This window comes from Streptomyces sp. NPDC027672, from assembly GCF_055566335.1.
Genome location: NZ_JBVHSO010000005.1, coordinates 25,587 through 51,877, shown reverse-complemented (window position 1 = coordinate 51,877; position 26,291 = coordinate 25,587). Strand labels below are relative to the sequence as shown.

Sequence of the window (26,291 nt, the reverse complement as noted above, 5' to 3'; positions counted from 1 at the left end):
GCGGGCCACGCGCTCGCGGGCGGTTCACAGGGTGTCGGGCAGCAGCGACGGGTCCGTCGCCACGCCGCGCAGCCGGCCGTCGATGCCGACGGCCGCCCTGCTGTAACAGGTGAAGTTGGAGTGCAGTACGGATTCGGCGTTCGCCATCTCCATCAGGGCCACGATCTCGAAGGCGAGCTGGGCGGTGTCGGCGTCCCAGCGGATCTCCCCCACCGCCTTGGCCTCGTCGATCATCTGCTCGACGAGGGTGAACCAGTTGCCGTGCGCGCTCGCCACGGCGTCGTGCACCTTGCCCTGGCGGGCGTCGTACTCCGCCGAGACGGAGTAGAAGAAGCACCCGCCCGGGAAGACGCGCTGCGCGGAGTAGGCGAGCCAGTTGCCGCACAGGCACCGCAGCCGGCCCAGGCCGGCGGGCAGGGCCCGGGCCGGCTGCACGACGTGCTCGATGAAGACCTTGATGGCGGCCCGCACGGTGGCGAGCTGTAACTCCTCCTTCGATCCGAACAGGGCGAAGACCCCGCTCTTGCTGAGGTCCAGTTCGCCCGCGAGGCGCCCGAGGGACAGGCCTTCCAGTCCCTCGACCGATGCGATACCGACGGCTCGCTGGAGGATCAGGCGCCGCGTCTGGTTGCCGCGCTCGATCCGTCCGTCCGTTGCTGTCCTTGCCAAGGAGCACCTCCTCGCGTCTCCCACCAGGGGGACGTCCGCTCTGCGATCACGTGCCTGCCCTCATTATGTGGACGACCGTGCGGACATGTGGGGAGAGTTCGGTTAGTGTACGGCCGTGCGGTTACTTCACAGCACGGTCGAACGCGCCCGAGTGCGCCATGAACACCTGGGGTGGCAGTGACGATGGCGCTGCACGAGTACGAGGCCGCGGCCAGGCAGCGCCTGTCCGGGCCGGTCTGGGACTTCCTGGCGGGCGGGAGCGGCACCGAGTCGATGCTGTCGGCCGGCCGCGAGGCCCTCGACCGGATCCGGCTGCGGCCGCGCTGTCTCGTCGACGTCTCGGCCTGCGATCCCGCCACCTCCCTGCTGGGTGCGCCCCTGGCGGCACCGCTCGGCATCGCCCCCATGGCGTACCACCGCCTCGCCGACCCCGAGGGCGAGGTGGCGACGGCGCGGGCCGCCGGCGAGACCGGCACGCTCTTCACGGTCAGCATGTTCGCGAGCCGCACCCTGGAGGACATCGCCGCGGCGGCCACGGGTCCGCTGTGGCTCCAGCTCTACTGGCTCAAGCGGCGCGCGCCGATGCTGGAACTCGTCCGGCGGGCGGAGGACGCGGGCTACCGCGCGCTCGTCCTGACCGTCGACGCGCCGCGCGTCGCCCACCGTCCGCGCGACGCCCGCAACGGCTTCGCGGTCCCGGACGGCATCCGCGCCGTCAACATCGACCCTTCCGTGATGTCCGCCTCCCATGCCGGCGAGGCCGGCGCGTCCGCCATCGCGCGGCATTCCCGGGAGCAGTTCGACGCCTCCCTCACCTGGGAGGACCTGGCCTGGCTGCGCGAACGCACCGCGCTGCCGCTCGTACTGAAGGGCGTGCTCACCGGGGAGGACGCCGCTCTCGCCCTGAAGTACGGAGTGGACGCCCTCGTGGTGTCGAATCACGGAGGCCGTCAGCTCGATTTCGCCCAGCCCGCCGCGGAAGCGCTTCCCGAGATCGCCGAGGTCGTCTCCGGGCGCTGTCCGGTGATCCTCGACGGCGCGGTCCGGCATGGCGCCGATATCGCCAAGGCACTCTGCCTCGGCGCGGATTCCGTTTTTATCGGGCGGCCCGTCCTATGGGGACTCGCGCATTCCGGAAGCGCCGGTGCCGCCGCCGTTCTGCATACGCTGGTGGCGGAGTTCGACGAGGTCATGGCATTGATGGGAACTCCTCGCATCCAGGATTTCGGACCCTCGGGAGTTACTCGGCGGTGAATTGATCCGCCCCTCCGGGTCGCCTCCCATTCATCTGTTTCGGCTTGGATGAAGGGGGCTTCGACCTGTGCTCCGACCTGCCGAAAAGGCTTCTCAGTACATCTTTCAAGTGTCCTGTAAAAACATAAAAGTACGCTTGATTACTGGTAAGTAGTGAGCAACGATGAATCTGCGGCCGCCGGGGGAGACACGACGGGCGGCCGGACCGTTCCACAGCTTTGATTGGTGGGGATTTCAGTGGGGGAAGCGGTGCCGATAGGGGCCGTTTACAGTGAAGGCGCCTGGATCGACGATCTCTTACTCAAGGGAGACGACCGGGAGACCGCCCTTCACCTGGCGGGACCGGTGAGCCGGGCGGAACTGCGCCGGCTCGTCGCGGACGAGCAGGAACGCCTCCAGACCGCCGGTCTGCTGGCCGGGGGCACGCTCGCCGTGCGGATGCCGCCCTCCCTCGCCTGTATCGTCGCCATGCTCGCCGGCTGGCGCACGGGGGCCCAGGTCGCTCTCGTCGACCACCGGCTGACGCCCTACGAGGTGGGCAAGGCGATCGCGCGGCTCACGCCGCAACTGGTCGTCGAACCGGTCGAGGACGTCACCGGCCGGCTGCGCGGACACTTCGACGTCAGCACCCGCATCACCCCGCTGCACGGCGGCCGTCCGGCCGCCTCGCCGCACGCCCTGCTCCAGCTCAGCTCCGGCTCGACCGGACCGTCGAAGGTCATCGGCCGTACGGTCGGCAGCCTCACGGCGGAACTCGACCGGTACGCACGGCTGGACGGCTATCCCGGCCGAGGCGACCGCATCGTCGTCCTGGCCTCGATCATCCACGTCCTCGGACTCGTCGGCGGACTGCTGCACGGCCTCGCCGCCGGCGCGGAGATCGTCCTGCCCGGCACCCAGACGCTCGACGGCATCCTCAAGGCCGTCGCCGCGGGCGACGCGCCGACCACCCTTCTCGGTGTGCCCTCGCAGGCCGCGCTGCTCACCGCGGCCCAGACCCCGCCACACCTCCCCCAGCTACGCCGGATGATCGTCGGCGGGGAACTGGTGCGGACGGACGTCTGGGAACGCTTCACCCGCAACTACCGGGCCGGGCTCGGCGCCATGTACGGCATGACCGAAGCCGGCGTCATCGCCACCGACCTCACCGGCGCCCACCGGCCGGGCCTGGTGCCCGCACCCGGCATGGACGTCCGCGTCGAGGACGGGCAGATCCTCCTGCGCCTGCCGGACACCCCGTACGTGGGGCCGGCGGACCCGTCCCGCTTCGTCGACGGCTGGCTGCACACCAAAGACGCGGGCAGTCTCGACGAGGACACCGGCCTGCTCACGGTGCACGGCCGGCTGGACTCCCAGGTCTCCATCGGCGGACTGAAGGTCGACCTCGCCGAGGTCGAGGAGGCCCTGACCACCCTGCCGGGCGTCGTGGACGCCGTAGTCGTGCGGGGCACCGGCATCGAGGCCTTCGTGACCGTGCGGGAGCGGGAGGTCTTCGACGGCCTCGCCGGTTCGCTCGCGGCGCGCCTCGCACCGTACAAGCGGCCCCGCACGCTGCACTCCCTGCCACAGATCCCGCGCACGGTCACCGGCAAGCCGGTCCGCAACGCGGAGATCCTCCGCAGTGCCGCGCGCGCCGCGGCCGCGGCGGGCGTGTCAGGCGCGGGCGCCGGAGGCGATCCGGCGCACCTCGACGTGGACACCGCCCTCGCCTGACCCCTCCCCGGCGGCGCCGGGCAGCGCGACGCCGAGGACATGACCTCCGCCGTCCGCCAGGACGGCCGTGGACGCCAGGGCGCCGGCGCCGGGCACCGGGCTCGGCACCGGCGGGGCGTCCCGGCCGGGGGGCCAGTGCCGCGGGAGCGGCATACGACGGCTCATCCCGCCGCCGCGCAGCCCCCGGCCGAGTGCCTTGCCGACGGCCTCCTTCTGCGTCCACAGCCACAGGAAGGCCACGGAGCGTTCCCGCTCGGGCAGTCCACCGATCCAGGCCGCCTCATCGGGATGGAGCCACGCCCGGGCCATCGGCCCGGCGCGCAGCCGCCGTACCCGTTCCACATCGACACCCACGAACGCCCTGCCCGTCAGGGCGATCGCCACCGCGCCGCGCGTATGGGCCACGCTCACGCGCACACCCGCACCGGCCCCGCCCAGAAAGGGGCGGCCGCCGGGTTCGTGCTCCACCCATACCTCGGACTCCGGGACGCCGAGCATCCGCGCCGCGTTCCGCAGCAGCAGGGTGCGTGCCGTGCGGCGCTCGTCCCCGTCCGTGGTGCACCACAGCACCGTCACCGTGTCCGGGTTCCAGCCCGGGTGCCCGTCCATGAAGCAGGAGTCAATCAAATGTCCGCTGAGGTTGAGAAGTTCATCATCGAGGCGCTGGAGAACATGAACTACGACGTGTCCGAGGTCACCGGCGACACCCCGCTCGGCCCGGCCGGGCTGGACCTGGAGTCCCTCTCGGTCGCCGAGATAGCGATCCAGGTCGAGGACACCTACGGGGTGAAGTTCGAGGAGGACGAGATGGAGACCGTCGCGCTCCTGACCGTCTCCGGGCTCGTCAAGGAGATCGTCGACCGGGCCTCCGCCGCCGCGGCCGCGGCCAGCTGAACCCGCGCCGTCCCTCCCTCCCCCGCGCCGGCGGCGGCCGGGAGGGACGGGGCGGGCGGCACGATCCGGACGTGCGGAACCGAGGACGCGACGCGGTGCCCGAAGAGCGAAGCGGCGGCACCTGTCCACGGGCGCACCGCCGGCGGCACCGCCCGCCCCCGGCGCGTCCGAGGCGGCGCGCTCCGCAGGCGCAGACCGACACACACATGGCCCGAAAGCAAGGGACCCCGGGAATGAACCCGAAGAACGAGCGCGCCCAACTCGCGGCCGATCAACGGCTCGGCGTGGGCAACGTGCTGACGACACTGATCGAGCGGGGCACCGGCCTCGACCAACCGACCCTCACCTTCGACACCGAGGTGGACGGCCACCCGGCCTGGCAGGCCCTGACCCTGGCCCGGCTCGGCGAACGCGTCGCCGCCCGGGCCGCCGCACTGCACGCCCTCGGCGTCCAGCCCCGGGACCCGGTCGCCGTCTGGGTGACCGACGGCGCCGACCAGGTGCTCAGCTATCTGGCGCTCGCCCGCCTGGGCGCGATCCCCGCGCTCGTCAACAGCCGGCTCCCCGCCGACCAGGCGGCCGAGTACATCCGGCGGCTGGGCGCCGTCGGCGTCATCGCCGACGGCCCGCACCGGGACGCGCTGGCCTCGGCCGGCAGCACCACCGCGCTGCTCGCGGACCCCGCCGACCTGGGCAAGGGCGACCCCGGCGCGGCCCCGACGCCGTACCGGCACCACGGCGGCGAGCCCGTCGTCATCACCCACTCCTCCGGGACGACCGGCCTGCCCAAGGCGGTCGCGCACTCCCACCACAGCCTGTTCGCGGCCATCCGGCACCGGCTGTCCCTGCCCAAGGGCCAGGGCCTGGACCGGATGCTGGGCGCGCTGCCCTCCGCGCACGCGGCCACCGTCATCGCGGTGAACCTCGCCCTGACCAACCGCGCCCAGCTCGCCGTGCTCTCCCGGCAGACCGGCTCCCTGGTGCTCGACGCCATCGAGTCCTGGCAGCCGGCCAGCGTGCTCGGCTTCGCCGCCACCTGGTCGGAGCTGGCGGGCGAGGACCTGACCGCACGCGACCTCGGCTCCGTGCGCACCTGGTGGAACACCGGGGACTGCGCGCACGAGGCGCACATCCGCAAGCTGATCGCGACCGGCACGCGCGAGTCGGTCACCGCGCAGGGACGGGTACGGCGCCCCGGCTCGTTCTTCGTGGACGGCCTGGGCTCCTCGGAGATGGGCCACTCCCAGTTCCACATCACGCACACCCCCGACACCCGGCGGTACGGCCGCTGCATCGGCAAGCCGCACGCCTTCTCCGAGGTCGCGGTCGTCGACGCCGACGGCGAGCGGCTCGGCACCGGCGAGGTCGGCCAGCTCGCCGTCAAGGCGCCGACCCTGTCGCTGGGCTACTGGAACGACTCGGTGACCACCTACCGCACCCGCCGGGACGGCTACTTCCTCACCGGCGACCTCGTCTTCCGCGACGAGGAGGGCTACTACTTCCACGTCGACCGTCTCGTGGACGCCGTCGACCTGGGTGAGGGCCACCGCCTCTACACCATGCTGTGCGAGGAGCAGGTCCTCGCCGACTGCGCCGACGTGCTGGAGTGCACGGTCGTCGCGGTGCCCACGGACGGCCGGGTCGTCACCTCGGTGCTGCTGGTGCTGGACCCGGAGGCCGACCAGGAGGCCGACCGCACGGCGCAGGTGCTCGCCGCGCTGGACCCGCACGTCGCCCGGACCGTCGAGCGCGTGGTCGTGGTCAGCCCCGAGCGCATCCCGCTCGGCGCGACCGGCAAGGTCCGCAAGTTCCTGCTGCGCCGGCGCTTCCTGGACGGCGAGCTGCTGGGCCAGGAGTCGGCCGCGAAGAAGGTGGCCGTATGACCGCCGCCGGCCCGGGTGCCGTGATCACGGGGCTCGGCACCTTCACCCCGCTCGGCCGCGGTGCCGCCGACACCTTCGACGCCCTGTGCCACGGCAAGTCCGGGCTGCGCAGGCCGCCCGAGGGGCACCTGCTCGCCGGTGTGGTGGGCAGCGCCGGCATCGCCCCGGACATCGAGGCGCGGGAGGTGCTGCCGCCCAGCGAGGGCCGGCTCGTCGACCGCTACGCCCTGATGGCCCTGGCCGCCGCCGACGACGCCCTCGCCGACGCGGGGCTCGTGGTGGGCCGGGACGTCGACCCGGAGCGCGTCGCCGTGGTCCTCTCCAGCGGTGCGGGCGGCCTGACCACGTACGAGGCGCAGGCCCACGAGCGGGTGCGGCGCGGCCCGACCGCGGTCAGCCCGTACCTGCTGCCCGGCATGCTGCCGAACATGGCCGCCGCCCGGATCGCCATCAAGTACGGGATCCGGGGCTGGAGTTCGGCCGTCGCCACCGCGTGCGCCGCCGGTGCCCACGCCGTGGCGGAGGCCGCCCGGCTGATCCGCTACGGCGAGGCCGACGTGGTGGTCTGCGGCGGTGCCGAGGCGCCGCTGAACCCGACCTCCGCGCTGGCGTTCGCCCACGCCCGGGCGTTGGCCGGCGGCTGGGACGACGACCCGGAGGCGGCCAGCCGCCCCTTCGACCGGCGCCGCAACGGGTTCGTCCTGGCGGAGGGCGCCGGCGTGCTGGTCGTGGAGCGGGTCGAGCACGCCGACGCCCGCGGCGTCGCCGGCTACGCCGACCTGCTCGGCTGGGGCTCCACCACCGACGCCTTCAAGCCCACCGCGCCCCGCCCGGACGGCGAGGGCGCGGCGCAGGCCATGCGCGGGGCGCTGCGCACGGGCGGACTGACACCCGACGACATCGGTTACATCAACGCGCACGGCACCGCCACCAAGCTGGGCGACATCGCCGAGACCAAGGCCGTCCAAGCCGTGTTCGGGGACCGCTCGCCGGCGGTGAGCAGCACCAAGTCCATGACCGGGCACCTGCTCGGCGGCTCGGGCGCCGTGGAGGCCGTCATCTGCGCCTTGGCCATCTCGCGCGGCACGCTGCCGCCCACGCACAACCTGGACGAGGTGGACCCGGCCTGCGACCTCGACCACGTGCGGGGCGAGGCCCGGCGCACCCCGCTGCGGGCCGCGCTGTCCAACTCGTTCGCCTTCGGCGGCCACAACGTCAGCCTGCTGTTCGGCACGGCCGGCACCCGCACCCAGCGGCACGGAGAGGGAGAGAGCTCGTGAACATCGGAGCCGTGGACCACGTCGAGTTCTACGTCGGCGACGCCCAGCAGGCCGCGTTCTACCTGTGCACCGCGTTCGGGTTCCGGGTGCGCGGCCAGGCGGGTCCGGAGACGGGCCGGCCCGACAGCCGGTCCCTGCTGCTCAGCCAGGGCGGCGTCGATCTGGTGCTCACCTCCGCGCTGACCCCCGACCACCCGGCGGCGCAGTACGTCTCCCGGCACGGCGACGGGGTGGCCACCATCGCCTTCGAGGTGTCCGACGCCGCCAAGGCGTTCCGGACGGCCGTCGAGCGGGGGGCGACGGCGGTGGAGGAGCCGGTCGTGCACAGCCGGTGCGGCACCGAGGTGGTCACGGCCTCCGTGCTCGGCTTCGGCGACGTCGCGCACCGCTTCACCCAGCGCACCGGGGACCGGGCCGACTTCCTGCCCGGCACGATGGACGTCTTCGCCGACGACCCCGACGGCGACGACGGGTTGCTGCACACCGTCGACCACGCGGCGATCTGCCTGCCGGCGGGCGAGCTGGCGCCGACGGTCGCGTTCTACGAGCGGGTCTTCGGGTTCCGGCAGATCTTCGAGGAGTTCATCGAGGTCGGCACGCAGGCCATGGACTCCAAGGTGGTGCAGAGCCCGTCCGGCAAGGTCACCTTCACGCTCATCGAGCCGGTGACCGACCGCCAGCCCGGGCAGATCGACGCGTTCCTGGCCCGCCACGGCGGCGCCGGCGTGCAGCACCTCGCGCTGCTCACCGACGACATCGTCGCCGCGGTGCCGGCCCTGGAGTCCCGGGGCGTCGGCTTCCTGGACACTCCCGCCACCTACTACGACGAGCTGGCCGAGCGCCTGGGCGAGCCCGACCTGCGCGTGGAGGACCTGCGGCGCACCAACGTCCTGGTCGACCAGGACCACTGGGGCCAGGTCTTCCAGATCTTCACCCAGTCCATGCACGTGCGGAAGACCTTCTTCTGGGAGGTCATCGACCGGCACGGCGCCCGCACCTTCGGCAGCGGCAACATCAAGGCGCTCTACGAGGCCGTGGCCCGCGAGAAGGCGCTCGCCTGACCCCGCGGCCGGCACCGCACGAGGGGCGACGGCGCCGCGGCGCGCGTCGCCTTCCCGCCCCGCCCTTCCCTGACGGCAACCGAGGCACTTGAGGAAGACCGTGACTGCTCAGAACACCGCTCCCTTCACGCTGACCGACGAGGAGCGCGCGCTCCTGCCCACCGACGCGGACGTCGACTTCTACGCCGAGCACGGCTGGTACCTGTCCAGGAAGCTCTTCACCGACGAGGAGACCGACCTCCTGGAGTCGGCCAGCGAGCGCTTCTACGCGGGTCACCGCGACCGGGAGCTGCCGGTGCGCCCGCCGAAGCTGGCCTACTGGGAGCCCGGACAGGGCTCGGTGCAGCGGCACAACGACTACATCCACTACGAGGACGACACCATAGGCCGCATCCTGCGCAAGCCGCTGCTCGGCGCGGTGGCCGCGCGGCTCGCCGAGGCGGAGGAGATCAGGGTGTTCCAGTCCACCCTGATCTACAAGCCGCCGGTGGCCGAGGAGCGGTCGAACATCGTGCCCTGGCACTTCGACAAGCACTACTGGGCCACCTCCACCTCCGAGCGGATGCTGACCGCGTTCATCCCCTTCCACGACTGCGACGAGGAGATGGGCACGATCACCATGGTGGACGGCAGCCACCTGTGGAAGGAGACCGCCGCCAACGACGCGACCTCGCTGCACTTCGCCGAGCGCGACCGCGGTGAACTGGACCAGATGCTGGAGGAGAACGCCGCCTACAACGGCGTCGAGGTCCGCAAGGTCCCGATGGTGATCCCGAAGGGCCACGTCAGCCTCCACCACTGCCGCACCTACCACGGCAGCGGCGCCAACGTCAGCGACCGGCCCCGCCGCGCCGTCTCCTTCCACCTCCAGGACGGCGGCAACCGCTACCGCGCCTTCCGCCGCTCCGACGGCACCCCGGTGACGTACAACCACGACGTCGTGGTGCGCCAGACCGCCGAGGGCACCCCGGACTACGCGGATCCCGAGTTCCTGCCGGTGCTGTGGCGCACCCGCTGATGCGCAGTGCGGCGGTGGTCGGGACGGGCCTGATCGGCACGTCGATCGCGCTCGCGCTGCGCGCCCGGGGCGTCCGCGTCCACCTCCTCGACGAGAACCCCGAGGCCGCGCACACCGCGGCCCGTCTCGGCGCGGGGGTGGCGGGCGCGCCGAGCGCCCCGGTGGACCTGGCCGTCCTCGCCGTACCGCCGCAGCATGTCGCGGCGTCCCTGCACCAGCACCAGGCGCGCGGGCTGGCCCACGATTTCACCGATGTCTCCAGCGTCAAGGTGCGGCCGCAGCGCGAGGCCGCGGAGCTGGGCTGCGACCTGGCCCGGTTCGTGGGCGGGCACCCGATGGCGGGCCGGGAGCAGTCCGGGCCGCTCGCGGCGCTGCCCGACCTCTTCCACGGCCGGCCCTGGGTGCTGACGCCGGCCGGCACCGCCGGCGAGCGGGCGGTCGGCCGGGCGACGGCGCTCGCCCACCTGTGCGGGGCGCGCCCGGTGGTGATGGAGCCCGCCCAGCACGACCGGGCGGTGGCGCTCGTCTCGCACACCCCGCACCTGGTGGCGACGCTGCTGGCCGGCCGGCTGCTGGACGGCGACGCGTCCCACCTCCGGCTCGCCGGGCAGGGGCTGCGCGACGCCACCCGGATCGCCGCGGGGGACGCCGATCTGTGGACCGACATCCTCAGCTCGAACGCGACGGCCGTCGTGGAGGTGCTGACCGAGCTGGCCGGGGAGCTGGGCGCGACCCTGGACGCCCTGCGCGAGCTGGCCGAGGGCCCGCCGGCGCACGGCACCGCGGGCCGGGCCCACCTCACCGCGGTCCTGGCCCGCGGGGTGACGGGGCGCGGCCTGATCCAGGGCCCGGCCCCCGACGGTCTGCGGCTGAGCGGTGTGGCCGCGGGGGCATGAGGCACCGCCGGGACCCGCGGCACCGTCCCGCCCCGGGCGGACGGCCGGGCAGCCCACGACGATTTCCGACCCAGTGGAGACAGTGACTATGACCAGCCGACGGCTCGACGTCTGCCTGATCGGTGCCGGGCCCCGCGGCCTCTCGGTCCTCGAACGGCTGTGCGCGAACGCCGCGTCCGTCCCGGACGGCCTCGCGATCACCGTGCACGTGGTCGACCCGTACCCGCCCGGCGCCGGACAGGTGTGGCGCACCGGGCAGTCCGAGCACCTGCTGATGAACACGGTGGCCTCCCAGGTCACGATGTTCACCGACGACAGCGTGCGGATCGAGGGGGCACTCGTCCCGGGACCGAGCCTGTACGAGTGGGCGCGCTTCCTCACCCTGATCGGCCCGATGGACGGTCCGCGCCACGACGAGCGGGTCCTCGCCGAGGCCCGCGCGCTCGGCCCCGACGCCTATCCCACCCGCGCCTTCTACGGCCACTACCTGGAGTGGGTCTTCCAGCGGGTGACGAGGACCGCGCCGGGCGGTCTGACGACCGTCGTGCACCGCGCCCGCGCGGTCGGCCTCGACGACGAGCCCGGCGGCACGCAGCGGGTGCGGCTGGACGACGGCACCGGCCTGGCGGGCCTGGACGCCGTCGTCCTCGCCCAGGGCCATCTGCCGGTACGGCCCTCCCGTCGCCGGCGCGCCCTGGGCGACTTCGCCGCGGCGCACGGGCTCGGCTACATCGCGCCCGCCAACCCGGCGGACGTGGACCTGTCGGCGGTGCGTCCGGGCGAGACGGTGGCCCTGATCGGACTGGGACTCAACTTCTTCGACTACATGGCCCTGCTGACGCTCGGCCGGGGCGGGCGGTTCGAGCGGCGGGACGGCCGGCTGGCCTACCTGCCGTCCGGCCGTGAGCCCCGGATGGTCGCGGGCTCCCGCCGGGGCCTGCCCTTCCACGCGCGCGGCGAGAACCAGAAGGGCCCGCACGGGCGGCACGAGCCGGCCGTGCTGACCGCCGGGGTGATCGAGGAACTGCGGTCGCGGCGGGCCGGGATCGACTTCCGCGAGACGGTGTGGCCGCTGGTCGCCAAGGAGGTCGAGACCGTCTACTACACGGCGCTGCTCACGGCCGCCGACCGGGCGGGCGACGCCCGCCGGCTGCGCGGGGCCTACCTCGCGGCGCCGCCGGGCGGCCGGCGCGAGCAGGACCTCCTCGACGAGTTCGGCATCGCCCCGGCCGACCGCTGGGACTGGGACCGGATCGCCCGCCCGTACGCGGGACGCGACTTCGCCTCGCCGGCGGACTTCCGTGCCTGGCTGGTCGCCGAGCTGCGCGCGGACCTGGTGGCGGCCCGCGCCGGCAACGTGGACGGCCCGCTGAAGGCGGCGCTGGACGTGCTGCGCGACCTGCGCAACGAGCTGCGGCTCGTCGTCGACCACGGCGGTCTCACCGGCCGCTCGCACCGGCGGGATCTGGACGGCTGGTACACGCCGCTGAACGCGTTCTTGTCGATCGGGCCGCCCGCCGCCCGGATCGAGGAGGCGATCGCGCTGATCGAGGCCGGGGTGCTGTCGGTGCTGGGCCCCGACGCCCGCGCCGACGCGGACGAGGCGCGCGGGGCGTTCGCGGCCGAGTCCCCCGCGGTGCCCGGCTCCCGGGTCCTGGCGAGCACGCTCATCGAGGCGCGGCTGCCCGAGATCGACCTGCGCACGACCGCCGACCCGCTGCTGCGCGGGCTCCTCGCGTCCGGGCAGTGCCGCCCGCACGAGGTCGGCGACCCCGCGGGCACGCCGTACGAGACGGGCGGCCTGGCCGTCACCGGGGCGCCGTTCCGGGTGATCGACGCCGCGGGCCGGGCGCATCCGCGCCGGTTCGCCTTCGGTGTGCCCACGGAGTCCGTGCACTGGGCGACGGCGGCCGGCATCCGTCCCGGGGTGAACTCGGTGACGCTCCAGGACTCGGACGCCATCGCGCGGGCCGTCCTCGCGGTCGCGGCGGACCGGCGGCCGGACGACGAGATGATCGGGGAGCTGGCCAGGTGAACACCGTGCACCTCGACGCCGGGCTGCTCAGCCCGGTGCGCGCCGGCAGCCCCGCCGAGGAGACCACCTCCGACCTGGCGTGGCTGCAGGCGATGCTCGACGCGGAGGCGGCGCTCGTCCGGGCCCAGGCGCAGCTCGGCAGCGTGCCCGCCGAGGCGGCGCGGACGATCACCGCGCTGGCCCGCGCCGACCGGCTGGACCTGCGCGCGCTGGCCGTGCTCGGCCGGGGCGCGGCCAACCCGGTCGTGGCCGTGGTGCGGGCGTTCACCGCGCTGGTGGCGGCCGAGGACCCGGCCGCCGCGGACTATGTGCACCGGGGCTCGACCAGCCAGGACATCCTGGACACCGGGTCGATGCTGGTGGCCGCCCGCACCCTGGACGTCCTGCTGGCCGACCTGGACCGGGTGGCCGGATCGCTGCGCGCGCTCGCCGGTGCGCACACGGGGACGCTGATGGCGGGGCGCACGCTGGCGCTGCACGCCGTGCCGACCACGTTCGGCCTGAAGGCCGCCGGCTGGCTGACGGCCGTGACGGAGGCGGCGGACCGGCTGCGCCTGCTGCGCCGCGACGGCCTGGTCGTCCAGCTCGGCGGCGCGGCGGGCACCCTCGCGGGATACGTCGAGTACGAGCGGCTGCACCGCGAGGCGCGGCGGGAGCCCCCGGCCGACGCCTACGCGCGCCGGCTCACGGAGCGGTTCGCCGCGGAGACCGGTCTGCGCGCCCCGCTGCTGCCGTGGCACAGCCACCGGGCGCCGATCGCCCGGCTGGGCGGCGAACTCGCCCTGGTCACCGGGGCGCTGGGCAAGATCGCCGTCGATGTCCAGTCGCTGGCGCGTACTGAGACCGCCGAGGTTGCGGAGCCGGCGGCGGCCGGCCGGGGCGTGTCCTCGGCGATGCCGCAGAAGCGCAACCCGGCGCTGGCCACGCTGATCCGGTCCGCCGCCCTCCAGGTGCCCGCGTACGCGAGTGTGCTGACGCAGGCGATGCTCTCCGAGGACGAGCGGTCGGCCGGTGCCTGGCACGCCGAGTGGCTGCCGTTGCGCGAGTGTCTGCGGCTGGCGGGCGGGGCGGCGTACACCGCGCGCGAGCTGGTGGCCGGGCTGGTGGTCTCGCCCGGGCGGATGCGGGCCAATCTGGAGCTGACCGGTGGGCTGATCGTCTCCGAGCGCCTGGCGGCGGTGCTGGCGCCGGTCCTCGGCAAGGCGACGGCCACCCAGGTCGTGAGCCGCGCCGCCGCCGAGAGCGCCGCCACCGGCCGCTCCCTGGCAGAGATCCTCGCGACCGTCCCCGAGGTCGCCGCCCGCTGGTCCGCCGACGACCTCCAGGCGCTGCTCGACCCGGCCGCGTACACGGGGGCGGCCGGGGAACTGACCGCGCGGGCGCTGCGGGCGGCCGGCGCCCAGGCGGACGACGCGGGGGACGACGCCGGGGCGCCGGACCGGGTCGCGGGAGCGGAGTCGTGAGCCGGGGTGCTCCGCTGGTCGGGGCGGCCCTCAACGCGCTGGCCCGGCCGGCGCCCGGGCTCGCGGGACACGCCGCCTACACGCTGTTCTGCCGTCCGCTGCGGCGCGGGAAGGTCCTGCCCGGGGAACGGGCCGCGCACGAGCGGGCCGTGACCGAGGAGGTGGTGGTCGCCGGCCGGCGGGTGCGGGTCTACCGCTGGGGCGACGGCACGCGGCCCGTGCTGATGCTGCACGGCTGGCAGTCCCGGGCGTCGCGGTACGCGGGTTTCGTGCCGCGCCTGGAGGCGCTGGGGCTGACCGGCCTCGCGTTCGACGCGCCCGGGCACGGCGACTCGGAGGGCAGCGGCACCACCGTCGTGGAGTACGGCGCGATCATGCGGCTGCTCCAGGAGCGGTACGGGGTCTTCCACACGGTGCTGGCCCACTCCTTCGGCGCCACCGGGGCCTTCCTGGCGCTCCGCGGCGGGCTGCGCGCCGAGCGGCTCGTCACGGTCGCCGCGGTGGCTGATTTCAGCCATTTTCCCGACGCGTTCGCCCGCATCCTGGGGCTCGGCCCCGGCCTGGCGGAGGACCTGCGCTTCCGGATCGAGCACCGGCTCTTCCCGGAGGTCGAGGACCCGTGGGCGGAGTTCGACGCCACCCGGCGGCCCGAGGGGATCGGGGTACGGATGCGGATCATCCATGACGTAGACGATGAAATGGTTCCGGTCGCGCAGGCGCACGCGCTCAAGTCCGCGTACGGGGACCGGGCGGAGCTGGTGCTCACCCGCGGCCTCGGCCACCGCAAGGTGCTGGGCGCGGCGGCCGTGCTCGACAGCGCGATGGACTTCATCGCGCCGGATGCGGCGCCGTCGCCCTTTTAAATGAACGCACGGTCGTTTACTTTTACGCGGTAGGTGTGACCGCTGCGGACCGGGCGACGGCGGCACACCGGACGAAGGGATCACCTCGCATGACGACCGCCTCCTCCCAGTCGCCGGACACCGGTCCGGCCGGGACAGCGCACGCGCCGGACGCCGAGCGGCCACCGCAGATCTCCCCGGCCGCCGCGGCCACGGCCAAGCTGGCCCTGCTCGTCGCGTCCGGCGCCACGTTCCTCGCCGTGCTCGACACCACGGTCGTGAACATCGCCTTCGCGGATCTGCGCGCCGACTTCCGCGACGCCTCGCTCTCCCAGCTGACCTGGGTCGTGACGGCGTACACCATCGTGTTCGCGGCGCTGCTGGCCGTCGCCGGCCGGGTCGCGGACATCATCGGCCGCAAGAAGCTGTTCCTGTGGTCGGCGGCCGTGTTCCTCGTGGCCTCGCTGCTGAGCGGGCTCGCCACCGGGGTGCCGATGCTCATCGCGGCCCGCGCCCTCCAGGGTGTGGGCGCGGCGGGGCTGATCCCCTCGGCGCTCGGCCTGGTGCTCCAGCACACGCCCCCGGCCCGCCGTCAGGTCGCCATCGGCATCTGGGGCGCGGTGGGCAGCATGGCCGCCGCCGTGGGCCCGAGCCTCGGCGGACTCCTGGTGGACGTCTGGGGCTGGCGCAGCGTCTTCCTGATCAACCTGCCGATCGGGCTCGTCATCCTGGCGGGCGCGGTCAAGCTGGTCGCGGACACGCCGACCGGGCGGAAGCTGCCCGACCCCGCCGGCACGCTCGCCCTGGCGCTCGGCGTCGGCGGTGTCGTCTTCGGCGTGACCCAGGGCACCGAGTGGGGCTGGAGCAGCGGACGCGTCCTCGGCCTGCTGGCGGGCGGTGCGGTACTGCTCGCCCTGGCCCTGCTGCTGTCCAAGCGGCACAGCGCGCCCGCCATCGAGCTGGACCTGTGGCGCAGCCGTGCCTTCGCGGCCACCAACGTCACCTCGCTGCTGTTCGGCGCGGCGATGTACTCCTACCTCCTCAGCTCCCTGCTGTTCCTCAACGCGGTGTGGGGCTACTCCGAGCTGAAGGCCGGTCTGGCGGTCACGCCGGGCGCCTTCGCCTCCGCGATCGGCGCCCTGGTCGTCGGGCGCCGGGTCGGGCCGGCCGGCCAGTGGGCCGCGGTCGCCGTCGGCTCCGCGCTGTTCGCCGTCTCGTGCGCCGGGATGGCCCTGCTGCTCGGCCCCGAGAAGCAGTACGCGGCGGTCTGGCTGCCCCTCGGCATCCTGGCCGGCATCGGCATCGGCGCGGCGCTGACCGCGATCTCCAACGCGGCCACCGCCTCGCTGCCGCCGCAGCGGTTCGCCTCCGGCACCGGTCTGCTCATGACCACCCGCCAGATCGGCGGCGCCCTCGGCATCGCCGCCCTCGCGGCCATCCTGGAGCGCCATTCCGTCCTCGACGACAAGGGCTACCTGCAGGTGTTCCTCGCCTGCGCCATCGGGGCCGTGGCCGCCGTCGCGGCGGCGCCCGCCATCCGGTCCCGGCCGGCCCGGACCACGTAACCGGCCATGTCCCGGCGGGAGCCGCCGGCTCCCCCGCCGCAGCGAAGAAGAGAGCGCATGCCACCCATCGACCGATCCGACCGCTCCGTCGCCCGGGCCGAGCACTCCCTGCTGGCGGAACTCCAGCCGGTGGTGGAGGACAACCTCCACCGTCATCTCGGCGTCGCCAAGGAGTGGTTCCCGCACGAGTACATCCCGTGGAGCGAGGGCCGTACGTTCGACGGCCCGCTCGGCGGACAGCCGTGGACCGACGACGAGGCCACCCTGCCGGAGGTGGCCCGCACCTCCCTGGTGGTCAACCTCCTCACCGAGGACAACCTGCCGGGCTACCACTTCGCCGTGGCCGAGTTCGGCAAGGACGGCGCGTGGGGCACCTGGGTGGACCGCTGGACCGCGGAGGAGGCCAGGCACGGCACCGCGCTGCGCGACTACCTCCTGGTGACCCGCGCCGTCGACCCGAGGGCCCTGGAGCGGGCCCGGATGACGCACATGTCGGGCGGTTACGCCCGGCCCGACGGCTTCAGCGCCCTGCACGCGATCGCGTACGCCGCGTTCCAGGAACTCGCCACGCGCATCTCGCACCGCAACACCGGTCAGGTGAGCACGGACCCCCGGTGCGACGCGCTGCTGGCGCGGATCGCCGCGGACGAGAACCTGCACATGGTCTTCTACCGCAATCTGGTCGAGGCGGCGCTGGAGCTGGTGCCCGACACCGCGATGCGGGTCGTCCGGGACGTCGTCGTCGGTTTCGAGATGCCGGGCTCCACCATCAAGGACTTCGGCCGCAAGTCGGCGGAGATCGCCCTCGCCGGCATCTACGACCTCCGGCTGCACCACGACAGCGTACTCGCGCCCGTCCTGCGCAAGCTGCGTGTCTTCGAGCGCGGCGGCTTCGGCCCGGAGGGCGAGCGGGCGCGTGAGGAACTGGCCGCGTTCATGGCCCAGTTGGATGCGAAGGCGACCTCGTTCACCACCCGCCGGGAGGGCATCCGCGCCGCCCGCGCCAAGCGGGAGTCGGCAGGGGTCTGACGACCGGCGGTACGAAAGAAGGGGGGCGGCCGGCTTGCGGCCACCCCCCTTCTTCCCTGTCCGGGTCCCGCGGACGCCGAGCCGTCGTCAGCCGTGGGCCCGCGGCGCCTGGTCGTCCGCGAGCGTGAGCCACTTGTCCGGGCGGCCGGCCCACTCCCCGGCGTCGGCGAGCGGCGCGGCCCCGGCGGTGGCCAGCGGCAGCCGCGGGGCGAGCCGGGCGTTCCACTCCAGGGCCGGCCGCAGTTCCGGGGGCAGCTCGTCCTCCGGGTAGATGGCGTCGGCCGGGCACGCCTCCACGCAGTTGCCGCAGTCGATGCACTCCTCGGGCTCGATCACGAGGAACGTCTCGGCCTCGCGGAAGCAGGCGACGGGGCAGTAGGTGACGCACTCGGCGAACTTGCACCGGACGCACTGCTCGGTGACGACGTGGGTCACGCGACTTCCTCCTGGTGTGTCCTCGGCGCGGCGGTCAGTCCGGGCTGCCCGTCGAGGAAGCGGTGTCCGGCGTCCAGCCCGGCCTGGTACGCCCGGGTGAGCCCTTCCGCGGTCGCGGCGGCGTAGTCGACGCCCAGGTCCTTGAGGTCCTGCTCCGGCTTGACGACCAGCACCCGGGCCCCGTCGAGCCGGGAGCCGTCGGCGATCTCCTCGGAGGCGTAGAGGTCGCGGAAGAGCGGGAAGGGATCGCTGCCGATCGCGACCAGCACGTCCACGCCCCGGGCCGCGACCTCGCGCGCCGGGCAGGAGCAGGTGTACGAGGCGTCGACGTACGGCTCCCCGTCGACCTCGGCCGGTACCGACCAGGCGTGCAGCATGCGCGTGGAGGCGTAGGCGACCGCGTCGTAGTTCTCCGGCGTCAGGCGGGGCCGGTCCGAGCCGGGCGCGGCCTGGGTGGAGAAGACGACCGGGGCGAGGTTCTCCCTCACCCAGCCGCGGTCGCCGGCGAAGACGTCGCGCAGCAGCCGCCGGCCGAGGGCCTTCGCGCCGGGGCCCTGGGTGGTCTCGGCGGCGGCCGGGTCGGTGACCTTGCTCGCGGCCAGCAGGTACTCCGGGGCGCCGGGCCGGAAGAGCCCTTCGCGCAGGAGCGGCCCGTACTCCGCGATGCTGTCGAGGACGACGGTGCTCATGCCCTTCTCGGCGGCGGCCGCGGCGGCACCCAGCCAGTAGCCGACGCCGGTCTGCCGGGCCCGGCCGATCGCGGCGAGGCCGCCGGACAGCCCCGAGGACGAGGCCGTGCCGTACACGTCCGCGCGCACCCCGCGCTCCTCGAAGGCGGCCAGCACACCGTGGCCGTAGACGCCCTTGAGCATCCCGGAGGCGACCGCGATGCCCAGGCGGCCCCGGGTGGCCGCGCCGGTCACGGCCGCGTCCGGTGGGCGCGGCCGTGCGGCCCGGCGGTGCCGTGGGTCCCGGCGGTCTCGGCCGGCCAGCCCTTCATGAACTCGGCGTCGATCACCGAGTCCAGGTGGTCCTTGAACCACTGGTTCGGGCCGGGTTCCCGGCCGTGCGCGACGCCGGGGGCGGGGTGCGGGATCGTCATGTCGTTCTCCAAGCGGGAGTGGTGACGATCCGACACAATAGCACGACCGTGCGTTTAGTTTGCTGATCATCACGTGGGGATGAATAAATAAGAGCGAACGGTCGTGCTAGCATTTCGCTCCGCCGAACACTGGAGGGCGTGCCATGGATCTCGCGACGGCGGCCGACGACACGGCCCTGAGCGCGGAGGGGGAGGCCGTGTTCGACCTCTTCCGCACACCGCACGGGCGCAGCAGACCCCGGCCCGACGAGCGGGCGGCCATCGACGGCGCGCGGACCGGCGAGCTGACCGTCGGGGGCAAGCGGGTGGTCACCTACGCCTGGGGCGGCGGCGAGCGGCCGGTCCTGCTGGTGCACGGCTGGGAGTCGCGCGCCTCGCGCTACGCCAAGCTGGTCACCCGGCTCGTGGAGTCGGGCTACAGCCCGGTGTCCTTCGACGCGCCGGGGCACGGCGAGTCCGGCGGCGACACCACCACCCTGGTCGAGTACCGCGCCGTCATCCGCGAACTGCACCGCCGGCACGGGGACTTCGCGGCCGTCGTGGGTCACTCCTTCGGGGCGCTGGCGCTGTTCCTGTCACTGCCGGAGGGGCTGCGCGCCGAGCGGATCGTGGCGATCAGCACCGTCCCCGACTTCTCCTACCTCGTCGACTCCTTCTGCGCCCACATGGCGCTGGACGCGCGGACCGGCGCGGAGGTCCGCCACCGGCTGGACCGGCACCTGTACCCGGGCGAGGACATGTGGACACGTTTCTCGGTCCTCCACCACGCCCCGCACGTACGCGTCCCCCTGCTGCTGGTCCACGACGAGAACGACGAGGCGGTCGGCGCCGAGCAGGCGGAGCGCATCGCCGGTGCCTTCGGGAGCCGGGCCCGTCTCGTCGTCACCCGCCGGCTCGGGCACCGGCGGATCCTCGGCTCCTCCCTGGTGGTCGACACGGTCACCCGGTTCCTCACCGGAGCGGAAGCCACCGCGGACGCTCCCCGCCGCACACACGAAGGAAAGACTGAGGTGACGGCACGATGAGCGGCCTTCTCGCGGGCAAGCGCGTCCTGGTGACGGGCGTCCTGATGGAGTCCTCGATCGCCTTCCACACCGCCCGGCTGGCGCAGCAGCAGGGCGCCGAGGTCGTCCTCACGGGGTACGGCCGGCTCGGCCTGGTCGAGCGGATCGCCCGGCGGCTGCCCCGGCCGGCCCCGCTGGTCGAACTCGACGTCCAGGACAAGGGGCACCTGGAGAGCCTGGCCGACCGGATCCGGCAGGAGGTGGGCGCCGACGTCCGCCTGGACGGTGTCGTGCACTCCATCGCCTTCGCCCCGCAGGACGCGATGGGCGGCAACTTCCTCGCCACCGGCTGGGACTCGGTGGCGACCGCCGTGGAGGTGTCCGCGTACTCCCTCAAAGCGCTCGCCGTGGCGTGCCTGCCGCTGATGGAGGAGCGCGGCGGGTCGGTCGTGGGCCTCGACTTCGACGCGGGCGTGGCCTGGCCCGCGTACGACTGGATGGGCGTGGCCAAGGCGGCCCTGGAGGCCACCTCCCGCTATGTCGCCCGGGACCTCGGGCCGCGCGGCATCCGCTGCAACCTGGTGGCGGCGGGCCCGGTCAAGACCATGGCGGCCCGGCACATCCCGGGGTTCGAGACCTTCCGCGAGGTGTGGGGCGCCCGTGCCCCGATCGGCTGGGACCTCTCCGACCCGGAACCGGCGGCCCGCGCCGTCGTCGCCCTGCTGTCCGACTGGTTCCCGCGTACGACGGGCGAGATCGTGCATGTCGACGGCGGTGTGCACGCCATCGGGGCGTGACGGCGCGCGGGGCGGGAACGGCAGGCGGCGGTCCGCTCGGGTGAGCGGACCGCCGTTTGCGTCACCGGCGCCGGGCGCCGGGGTGTCACGGAGCGGCAGGCAGCAGCGCGGGGTCGGTGGCCTCGGACCGCAGGCGGTTGAGGACGGCCTTGGCCGCCTTGTCGTAGCAGGTGAAGTCGTCGTGCAGCACGGACTCGGCGTTCGCCATCTCCAGGAACGCCATGAGTTCGAAGACCAGTTGCGGGATGTCGGCGTCCGGCGCGAGCTGCCCGGCGAGCTGTGCCTCCCGCGCGGTCTGCTCCAGGTAGGAGAACCAGTTGGTCCGGGCCGCGGCGAGCGTGTCGTGGACCTTGCCCTCGCGGGCGTCGTACTCGGCGGAGACCGAGTAGAAGAAGCAGCCGCCGGGGAAGACCCGCTCCCGGGAGTAGGCGAGCCAGCCCGTGCACAGGCGCCACAGGCGGCCGATGCCCGCCGGCAGGTCGCGGGCGGGCTGGACGACGTGCTCCAGGTACACGCTCACGGCGGTGCGGATGGTCGCGAGCTGGAGGTCCTCCTTGGAGCCGAACAGCGCGAACACGCCGCTCTTGCTCAGCTTCAGCTCGCTCGCGAGCTGTCCCATCGACAGGGCCGCGAGACCCTCCACGGAGGCGATCTCCACGGCTCGTCGCAGGATCAGCTGGCGCGTCTGGTTTCCGCGCGCGATCCGGCCGTCCGCCTGCGTTCCTGCCACGCCCATGTGCACCCCCGCTCTCCTGGAACCGGACTTTCACGGTCCGTCGAGTGTCCCCAGTGTAGCCAATGAGCGGACGTTCGTGCGGTTAGTATCCCGGAGAAGCGGAAGTACTCACTCCACGGGGGCGGTCCGCGGCTCGGTCCCACCGGCGTCCCGGCTCCCGTCCGCACCGTCCGGGCCGTGCGCCACGAAGTCGAGGACGGTGCGCACCACCTCGGCGTCGGCGAGGATCCGCCGGTGCCCGAGGCCGCTGGTGACGACGAGCCGGGCCTGGTCGCCGAAGGCCGCGGCCAGCCGGCGGCCCTGCGCCACCCTGATCCTGGTGTCGTCCTCGTCGTGCACCACCAGCAGGGGCGAGCGCACGACCCGCGGCATGTCCGTGAGCGAGAACGGCACCTCTTCGCGGGGCAGGCCGGGAAACAGCCGGTCGCGGATCTCCTCGTGCAGACGCGCCTTGAGCCCGTCGCGCACCTTCAGCTCGGCACAGAACTCCTCGACCAGGTAGTCGAAGTCGCAGACCCCGCTGAGGGTGACGATCCGCTGCGCCTTCACTCCGTGCTTCAGGCCGAAGAACGAGCCGAGCGCGCCCATCGAGTGCGCGATCAGGCAGTCGAACGTGCCGTACCGGTCGTGCAGCGCGGAGACGATGTCGCGGTAGTCCAGGATCGTGGTGCTGCGGCCGCCGGTGTCGCCGTGGCCCGGGGCGTCGAAGGCGACGACGCTGTGCCCGAGGTCGAGCAGCCCGGGGACGAAGGCGGAGAGCCGGGAGGCGCGGGACTGCCAGCCGTGCACCAGCAGCACCGGCCGGCCGCCGTCGCCCCAGCGGTACGTCACCGCGTGCTTGCCGCCGCCGATGTCCACGCGCTCCACGTGCGCCGCGGCCGTCAGCTCGCGTTCGGAGGAGCGCGGCCGGCTGCGCACGAGCGGCATGTGGAACAGGGCGAACGCGCCCTTGCCCGCCAGCCGTCCCGAGACGACGGAGGTGGTGTTGAGGACGGCGCTCGCAACGGCCTCGGTGGGTTTCATGCTCGCTGCTCCTCGGTCCGGCGTCAGGGCCTGGTATATTAGCACGCACGGCCGTGCAGTTTTAGAGGCGGTCCGGAAGCCGGACATCCCGCGCGGTCCGCTCCGTCATCCCGGTCTTCGAGGAGTCACCCCATGCCGGTGCCCGTCTGGTTCGCCCCCTGGAAGCCCGGCCCGGCGGGACGTGGCGGCCCGGACGGGGACGCGGGCGGGCAGCCGGGGGGCGCGGCCGTCGTGAGCGTCACCGACTTCGCCCCGCACCGTCCCTGGACCTCCGTCGGCGTCACCGTCGCCGGTATCGCCCTGCGCCGGACCTGGGACGACGCCGAGGGTGCGATCGGACTGTGGCTGTGGAGCGTGCCCGGTCTGCTGCGCCCGCGCTCCGGCTCGGTCTCCGTGTGGCGCGACGAGGACGGCCTGCGCGGCTTCATCGCCCGCTCCGACCATGTGCGGATCATGCGGGCCTACCGGGACCGGGGCGAACTGCGCTCGACGACCTGGCACACGGACCACTTCGACAGGGCCGCGACGCAGGAGGCGGCGCGGGCCCTCATCGAGGAGTGGTGCACGCGGCCGACGCCCGGGGCGTGAGGACGGGCCGTCACGCCCCGGGCGCGTTCGCACCGCGCGGCGCGAACGCCGGCGCCGTCACTTCTCGTACTGGTGCAGGGCCAGGCCGAGTCCGAAGAAGGTCGGCGCCCATTCACCGACGAAGATGCCCCAGCGGTCGGCGCGTTCCTCCCCCTTCTTCTCCACGCTCAGCGAGGCGCACCAGGAGATCACCGACAGGCCGATGGAGGCGAACGCGGCGGCGTAGGCGTGTTCGGCGCGGATACCCGAGTCATGGAGCTTCTTGACGATCACGGCAGTCTCTTTTCCCTTGACGGACGGTCGTGGTCCAGTTCAGCGGCAACGGCGGACGCGGGCGACCGCACGCGGGCGTCCGGGCGAATGTCGTACGGCAGGGGACGTGTGCGGATGCGCGTCGGCGGCCCCGCTGTCACGGTGGGACGGAGAGTGTCCGCGAGCAGGAGCCGGGCCGGGGCGGGTGGCGCGCGTCCGTCCAAGGGGCTCACCGTCCGCGTCAGTCCCAGACACCAGGCACGCCTCGGCACGTACCCCACTCGCTGCCGCCACCGGCCCCGGAGGTTCCGGCCCGTCCGATGGGCCCGGCCTCAGTGGCGGCCCGCGCGGGACCCGCGGTAGGCGGCGCGGCGGATCGCGGCCAGGGTGGGGCCGGGGGTGAAGTCCCGGGCGTCGCGCGCGTAGATGTCGAAGTCCGCGCTCCGGCGGGGCGGTACCGGCAGCGGCGTGCGCACGGTGAGCACGGCGAACGGACGCCAGGTACGGTCCGGCGTCTCGGCGCACAGGTCGAAGACGAGCGGGCCGGCGTCCAGGGCGCGGGCCAGGCTCGCCGGGTCGCCGTGCACCGGAGCCTGCGGGACCCGCCGGGGGAAGGCGGCCAGGACGCGGGGCCGTCCGCCCACCCGGTAGGACAGGAGGCTGGAGTACGGCCCGCCCAGCGCGTCGGCGCGGGGCAGCGGCAGCCGCCGGGACGCCCGGCCCCGGCCGCTGCTGGTGAGCAGCAGATCGAGGGCGCGGCCGGGACCGTCGGCCTCGTCCACCCGCACGGCGAGGCCCAGTCCGTCGGGCAGGCGCCGGGGCAGTCCGGCCGCACGGGACAGCCGTACCGTGGCGGTGAACCGTCCCGGCGCCGCCAGCCAGGGCACGCCCCAGCACGCGCCGCCGGGCAGGACCTCCAGCTCCGCCGCGCACGTCAGCCCGTCCGGGTGCAGGGCGGGCGCCCGGCGCAGACGGCCCAGCAGCCGGAAAGCCGCCTCCCCCCCCCCCCCCGCCGGTCTCCCGGCGCCCCGCGCGGGTCACCGACCGCACCAGCCGGGCGGCGGTGCGCAGCCGCGGCGGGCGCCTCAGGCCGCCGACGGCGCCGTGCGCGGCCGCCAGGCCACCGGCGGGCTCCCCCGCTGCCGTCCCGCCCACGGCGTCTCCCTTCGTACGGACGGCGCGCCGGGTACCCCCTCGGGCCGCACCCTCACTCCGTTTCGAGGGCCACCGTCGTCGTGACCCGGGTGAGCGCGGGTTTCCTCGGCACCGAACCGAAGCCGAACCGCACGGGCGGTGCCACGGGTGCCGTGACGCCGAGGTCGGCGCCTTCGAAGGTCGCCGACACCAGACGGACCGGCCGCAGGTCCCGGGCGCCGTACCACTCCCGGCGGCCGGTACGGGCACTCCCCCGGGTACGCACTCCGGGCAGCAGCAGCCGGGCCGGCCGGTCCAGCAGCGCGCTCCACGCCGGTCGGCGGGCGAGCGCGCCGGGCACGGCGCGCAGCAGCAGGCCCAGCGGCCCGCGCCGCCCGGTGGTGAAGCACAGTTCGAGTGGGCCCGCGCTCACGTTCCAGGTGCCGTCCGCGACGCCGACCCGCACGGGCAGGACGCGCACGGTGTCGAAGACGTAGGTGGCGGCGATGAAGTCCGCCGTCTCCCGCGTGGGGGCCAGCAGCAGCCGCTCCCCGTCGGCCCGCTCCAGCATCACGTCGCTGAACGCCCCGAAGGGTGACCGCTGCCAGTGGCCGAGGACGACGCGCGTCCCGGAGGTGGTGCCGAGGCCCGCGATCCAGCCGTCGAAGCGCAGCCTGCGGCGGCGCGCGGCCCGCCTGCGCGGCGGGCTCATCGCCGGGGCGCCGTCGGCGTGGTCCCCAGCCGGGGCCCGGGCCCGGGAACCGGCGGGCGGTGAGATTCCCAGCCGTACATGTCCGACTCCTTCCGGGAGGTGCGCGACAGGCCCGCCGACCGGGGCCGGCAGGCCCGCCGAGGCGGCCGGGCTCTCCGCCGGCGCCCCGACGGCGGCGCCGCCCAGGCGCCACGGGCTCCGGCTGCGGCTACGGCCCCGTGGCCGTCTCCCCCAGGATGCCGAACCGGCGCGGCGGGCGCGCCGTCCGGCCCGGCGGACGGCGCATCCGGACGCGGGACGGCGCGGCCCGGTGCCGGCAGGTGCCGGCGCGGAGGAACGGGCGCGTCAGTTGGTGCGCTGGGACCAGCCGGCGGGCAGGTCGCCGGGGGCGACGGAGACGACCGACTCGTCGTCCGCGCCGACGTACTCGAACAGGGTGATGCGGGCGAACTCGGGGACCACGTAGATCGGGTAGGTCGGGCCCTCGTCGCGGTACTTGCGCATCTCGTCCAGGTGGTCGTTCTGGTAGAGCACGGTCCGCTGCCCGTGCTCCCGGATCCAGTCCGGGAAGAAGATGACGCCGTGCAGCCGGCGCTTGCCCGGCAGGACGTTGACGGAGACGGACGTGCCCGTCGGCTCGGTCCAGGAGACCTTGTAGACGTCGTCGTCCAGCCGGACCAGGTCGACCTCCTGGTCCTTGACCCACCGTCCGCCGACGTGGCCGCTGTGGATCCGGTAGTCGATGGTGTGGTCGTTCTTCACGTACATCTCGTACTGCCAGCCGTTGGCGTACGTGTAGATGAAGCGGTGGCCGACGATCCCGGACAGGTCCTGCGGCGGGACGGGCTGGGCGACGGTGGTCTCGAATGCTCCGGTTCCGGTCATGGTGCGACTCCTCAGTGATCC

General features: G+C 74.0%; 27 protein-coding genes. 16 read left to right on the top strand and 11 right to left on the bottom strand.

What is annotated here, in order from left to right; genetic code table 11:
* Window positions 1–24 precede the first annotated feature (24 nt).
* Complete coding sequence (locus tag ACZ4SV_RS14105) at window positions 25–669, bottom strand: TetR/AcrR family transcriptional regulator (protein ID WP_397969147.1); 645 nt, start codon at window positions 667–669, stop codon at window positions 25–27.
* Between the two features lie 171 nt (window positions 670–840).
* Here ACZ4SV_RS14105 and ACZ4SV_RS14100 point away from each other — a divergent pair, with 171 nt between their 5' ends.
* The gene (locus tag ACZ4SV_RS14100; protein WP_468004233.1) at window positions 841–1,923 is read left to right on the top strand and encodes an alpha-hydroxy acid oxidase; all 1,083 of its coding nucleotides are present in this window, start codon (window positions 841–843) and stop codon (window positions 1,921–1,923) included.
* 345 nt (window positions 1,924–2,268) lie between these two features.
* The gene (locus tag ACZ4SV_RS14095; RefSeq protein WP_468004232.1) at window positions 2,269–3,636 is read left to right on the top strand and encodes a class I adenylate-forming enzyme family protein; all 1,368 of its coding nucleotides are present in this window, start codon (window positions 2,269–2,271) and stop codon (window positions 3,634–3,636) included.
* Here ACZ4SV_RS14095 and ACZ4SV_RS14090 read toward each other — a convergent pair.
* Window positions 3,577–4,245, bottom strand: coding sequence for a 4'-phosphopantetheinyl transferase family protein (locus ACZ4SV_RS14090; protein ID WP_397935893.1), 669 nt, complete (start codon window positions 4,243–4,245; stop codon window positions 3,577–3,579). The two genes, ACZ4SV_RS14095 and ACZ4SV_RS14090, sit on opposite strands and share 60 nt — an antisense overlap.
* An 18-nt stretch (window positions 4,246–4,263) precedes the next feature.
* On the opposite strand from ACZ4SV_RS14090, the gene ACZ4SV_RS14085 reads away from it, so the two are divergent.
* The 11 genes from ACZ4SV_RS14085 to ACZ4SV_RS14035 all read left to right on the top strand — a co-directional run bounded on the left by ACZ4SV_RS14085 (window position 4,264) and on the right by ACZ4SV_RS14035 (window position 17,602).
* Window positions 4,264–4,530, top strand: a complete 267-nt coding sequence (locus ACZ4SV_RS14085; protein ID WP_365883139.1) for a phosphopantetheine-binding protein — start codon at window positions 4,264–4,266, stop codon at window positions 4,528–4,530.
* Window positions 4,531–4,763: 233 nt separating this feature from the next.
* The gene (locus ACZ4SV_RS14080; RefSeq protein WP_468004229.1) at window positions 4,764–6,413 is read left to right on the top strand and encodes a class I adenylate-forming enzyme family protein; all 1,650 of its coding nucleotides are present in this window, start codon (window positions 4,764–4,766) and stop codon (window positions 6,411–6,413) included.
* Entirely contained in the window at window positions 6,410–7,693 is a 1,284-nt protein-coding gene (locus tag ACZ4SV_RS14075) for a beta-ketoacyl-[acyl-carrier-protein] synthase family protein (protein WP_365941939.1), read from the top strand. The genes ACZ4SV_RS14080 and ACZ4SV_RS14075 overlap by 4 nt, the downstream gene beginning before the upstream one ends.
* Window positions 7,690–8,754: a 4-hydroxyphenylpyruvate dioxygenase gene (hppD, locus tag ACZ4SV_RS14070; protein WP_365941938.1), complete on the top strand. Its 1,065-nt coding sequence runs from the start codon at window positions 7,690–7,692 to the stop codon at window positions 8,752–8,754. Before ACZ4SV_RS14075 ends, hppD begins: the two co-directional genes overlap by 4 nt.
* Window positions 8,755–8,854: 100 nt before the next feature.
* Window positions 8,855–9,772, top strand: a complete 918-nt coding sequence (locus ACZ4SV_RS14065; protein WP_468004227.1) for a phytanoyl-CoA dioxygenase family protein — start codon at window positions 8,855–8,857, stop codon at window positions 9,770–9,772.
* The gene (locus tag ACZ4SV_RS14060) at window positions 9,772–10,668 is read left to right on the top strand and encodes a prephenate dehydrogenase (protein ID WP_468004225.1); all 897 of its coding nucleotides are present in this window, start codon (window positions 9,772–9,774) and stop codon (window positions 10,666–10,668) included. The genes ACZ4SV_RS14065 and ACZ4SV_RS14060 overlap by 1 nt, the downstream gene beginning before the upstream one ends.
* A gap of 88 nt (window positions 10,669–10,756) precedes the next feature.
* Window positions 10,757–12,703: an FAD/NAD(P)-binding protein gene (locus tag ACZ4SV_RS14055; protein WP_468004223.1), complete on the top strand. Its 1,947-nt coding sequence runs from the start codon at window positions 10,757–10,759 to the stop codon at window positions 12,701–12,703.
* On the top strand, window positions 12,700–14,166 hold the full coding sequence (locus tag ACZ4SV_RS14050) for a nitrosuccinate lyase (protein ID WP_468004221.1): 1,467 nt from the start codon (window positions 12,700–12,702) through the stop codon (window positions 14,164–14,166). The genes ACZ4SV_RS14055 and ACZ4SV_RS14050 overlap by 4 nt, the downstream gene beginning before the upstream one ends.
* Window positions 14,163–15,029, top strand: a complete 867-nt coding sequence (locus tag ACZ4SV_RS14045; protein ID WP_468004219.1) for an alpha/beta hydrolase — start codon at window positions 14,163–14,165, stop codon at window positions 15,027–15,029. Before ACZ4SV_RS14050 ends, ACZ4SV_RS14045 begins: the two co-directional genes overlap by 4 nt.
* 89 nt (window positions 15,030–15,118) lie before the next feature.
* Window positions 15,119–16,573 (top strand): MFS transporter, encoded by a 1,455-nt coding sequence (locus ACZ4SV_RS14040; RefSeq protein ID WP_468004217.1) that lies wholly within the window; start codon window positions 15,119–15,121, stop codon window positions 16,571–16,573.
* A 57-nt stretch (window positions 16,574–16,630) separates the two neighbouring features.
* Window positions 16,631–17,602 (top strand): acyl-ACP desaturase, encoded by a 972-nt coding sequence (locus ACZ4SV_RS14035; protein WP_468004215.1) that lies wholly within the window; start codon window positions 16,631–16,633, stop codon window positions 17,600–17,602.
* An 87-nt stretch (window positions 17,603–17,689) separates the two neighbouring features.
* On the opposite strand, the gene ACZ4SV_RS14030 is transcribed toward ACZ4SV_RS14035, so the two are convergent.
* The 3 genes from ACZ4SV_RS14030 to ACZ4SV_RS14020 are packed head-to-tail and all read right to left on the bottom strand — an operon-like array spanning window position 17,690 to window position 19,139.
* Window positions 17,690–18,037, bottom strand: coding sequence for a 4Fe-4S binding protein (locus ACZ4SV_RS14030; protein WP_468004213.1), 348 nt, complete (start codon window positions 18,035–18,037; stop codon window positions 17,690–17,692).
* Entirely contained in the window at window positions 18,034–18,960 is a 927-nt protein-coding gene (locus tag ACZ4SV_RS14025; RefSeq protein WP_468004211.1) for a hypothetical protein, read from the bottom strand. Before ACZ4SV_RS14025 ends, ACZ4SV_RS14030 begins: the two co-directional genes overlap by 4 nt.
* Window positions 18,957–19,139, bottom strand: coding sequence for a hypothetical protein (locus tag ACZ4SV_RS14020; RefSeq protein WP_468004209.1), 183 nt, complete (start codon window positions 19,137–19,139; stop codon window positions 18,957–18,959). Before ACZ4SV_RS14020 ends, ACZ4SV_RS14025 begins: the two co-directional genes overlap by 4 nt.
* 143 nt (window positions 19,140–19,282) lie before the next feature.
* Between ACZ4SV_RS14020 and ACZ4SV_RS14015 the strand changes: the two genes are divergently transcribed.
* Entirely contained in the window at window positions 19,283–20,164 is an 882-nt protein-coding gene (locus ACZ4SV_RS14015) for an alpha/beta hydrolase (RefSeq protein WP_468004207.1), read from the top strand.
* Entirely contained in the window at window positions 20,161–20,940 is a 780-nt protein-coding gene (gene fabI, locus ACZ4SV_RS14010; protein WP_365879890.1) for an enoyl-ACP reductase FabI, read from the top strand. The genes ACZ4SV_RS14015 and fabI overlap by 4 nt, the downstream gene beginning before the upstream one ends.
* A gap of 85 nt (window positions 20,941–21,025) precedes the next feature.
* On the opposite strand, the gene ACZ4SV_RS14005 is transcribed toward fabI, so the two are convergent.
* Complete coding sequence (locus ACZ4SV_RS14005) at window positions 21,026–21,676, bottom strand: TetR/AcrR family transcriptional regulator (RefSeq protein ID WP_468004206.1); 651 nt, start codon at window positions 21,674–21,676, stop codon at window positions 21,026–21,028.
* A 108-nt stretch (window positions 21,677–21,784) separates the two neighbouring features.
* The gene (locus ACZ4SV_RS14000; protein WP_468004204.1) at window positions 21,785–22,699 is read right to left on the bottom strand and encodes an alpha/beta fold hydrolase; all 915 of its coding nucleotides are present in this window, start codon (window positions 22,697–22,699) and stop codon (window positions 21,785–21,787) included.
* A 132-nt stretch (window positions 22,700–22,831) separates the two neighbouring features.
* Between ACZ4SV_RS14000 and ACZ4SV_RS13995 the strand changes: the two genes are divergently transcribed.
* Window positions 22,832–23,287 carry a hypothetical protein gene (locus ACZ4SV_RS13995; protein ID WP_468004202.1) on the top strand — a complete coding sequence of 152 codons (456 nt, stop codon included), beginning with the start codon at window positions 22,832–22,834 and terminating at the stop codon, window positions 23,285–23,287.
* A gap of 57 nt (window positions 23,288–23,344) precedes the next feature.
* Here ACZ4SV_RS13995 and ACZ4SV_RS13990 read toward each other — a convergent pair whose 3' ends face one another.
* The 4 genes from ACZ4SV_RS13990 to ACZ4SV_RS13975 form a co-directional block, all read right to left on the bottom strand.
* The gene (locus ACZ4SV_RS13990; RefSeq protein ID WP_365879898.1) at window positions 23,345–23,560 is read right to left on the bottom strand and encodes a hypothetical protein; all 216 of its coding nucleotides are present in this window, start codon (window positions 23,558–23,560) and stop codon (window positions 23,345–23,347) included.
* A gap of 311 nt (window positions 23,561–23,871) precedes the next feature.
* The gene (locus tag ACZ4SV_RS13985) at window positions 23,872–24,426 is read right to left on the bottom strand and encodes a phosphodiesterase (RefSeq protein WP_468004200.1); all 555 of its coding nucleotides are present in this window, start codon (window positions 24,424–24,426) and stop codon (window positions 23,872–23,874) included.
* 320 nt (window positions 24,427–24,746) lie between these two features.
* On the bottom strand, window positions 24,747–25,385 hold the full coding sequence (locus ACZ4SV_RS13980; RefSeq protein ID WP_468004198.1) for a hypothetical protein: 639 nt from the start codon (window positions 25,383–25,385) through the stop codon (window positions 24,747–24,749).
* Between the two features lie 345 nt (window positions 25,386–25,730).
* On the bottom strand, window positions 25,731–26,270 hold the full coding sequence (locus tag ACZ4SV_RS13975; RefSeq protein ID WP_468004196.1) for a phenolic acid decarboxylase: 540 nt from the start codon (window positions 26,268–26,270) through the stop codon (window positions 25,731–25,733).
* Window positions 26,271–26,291: the final 21 nt, after the last annotated feature.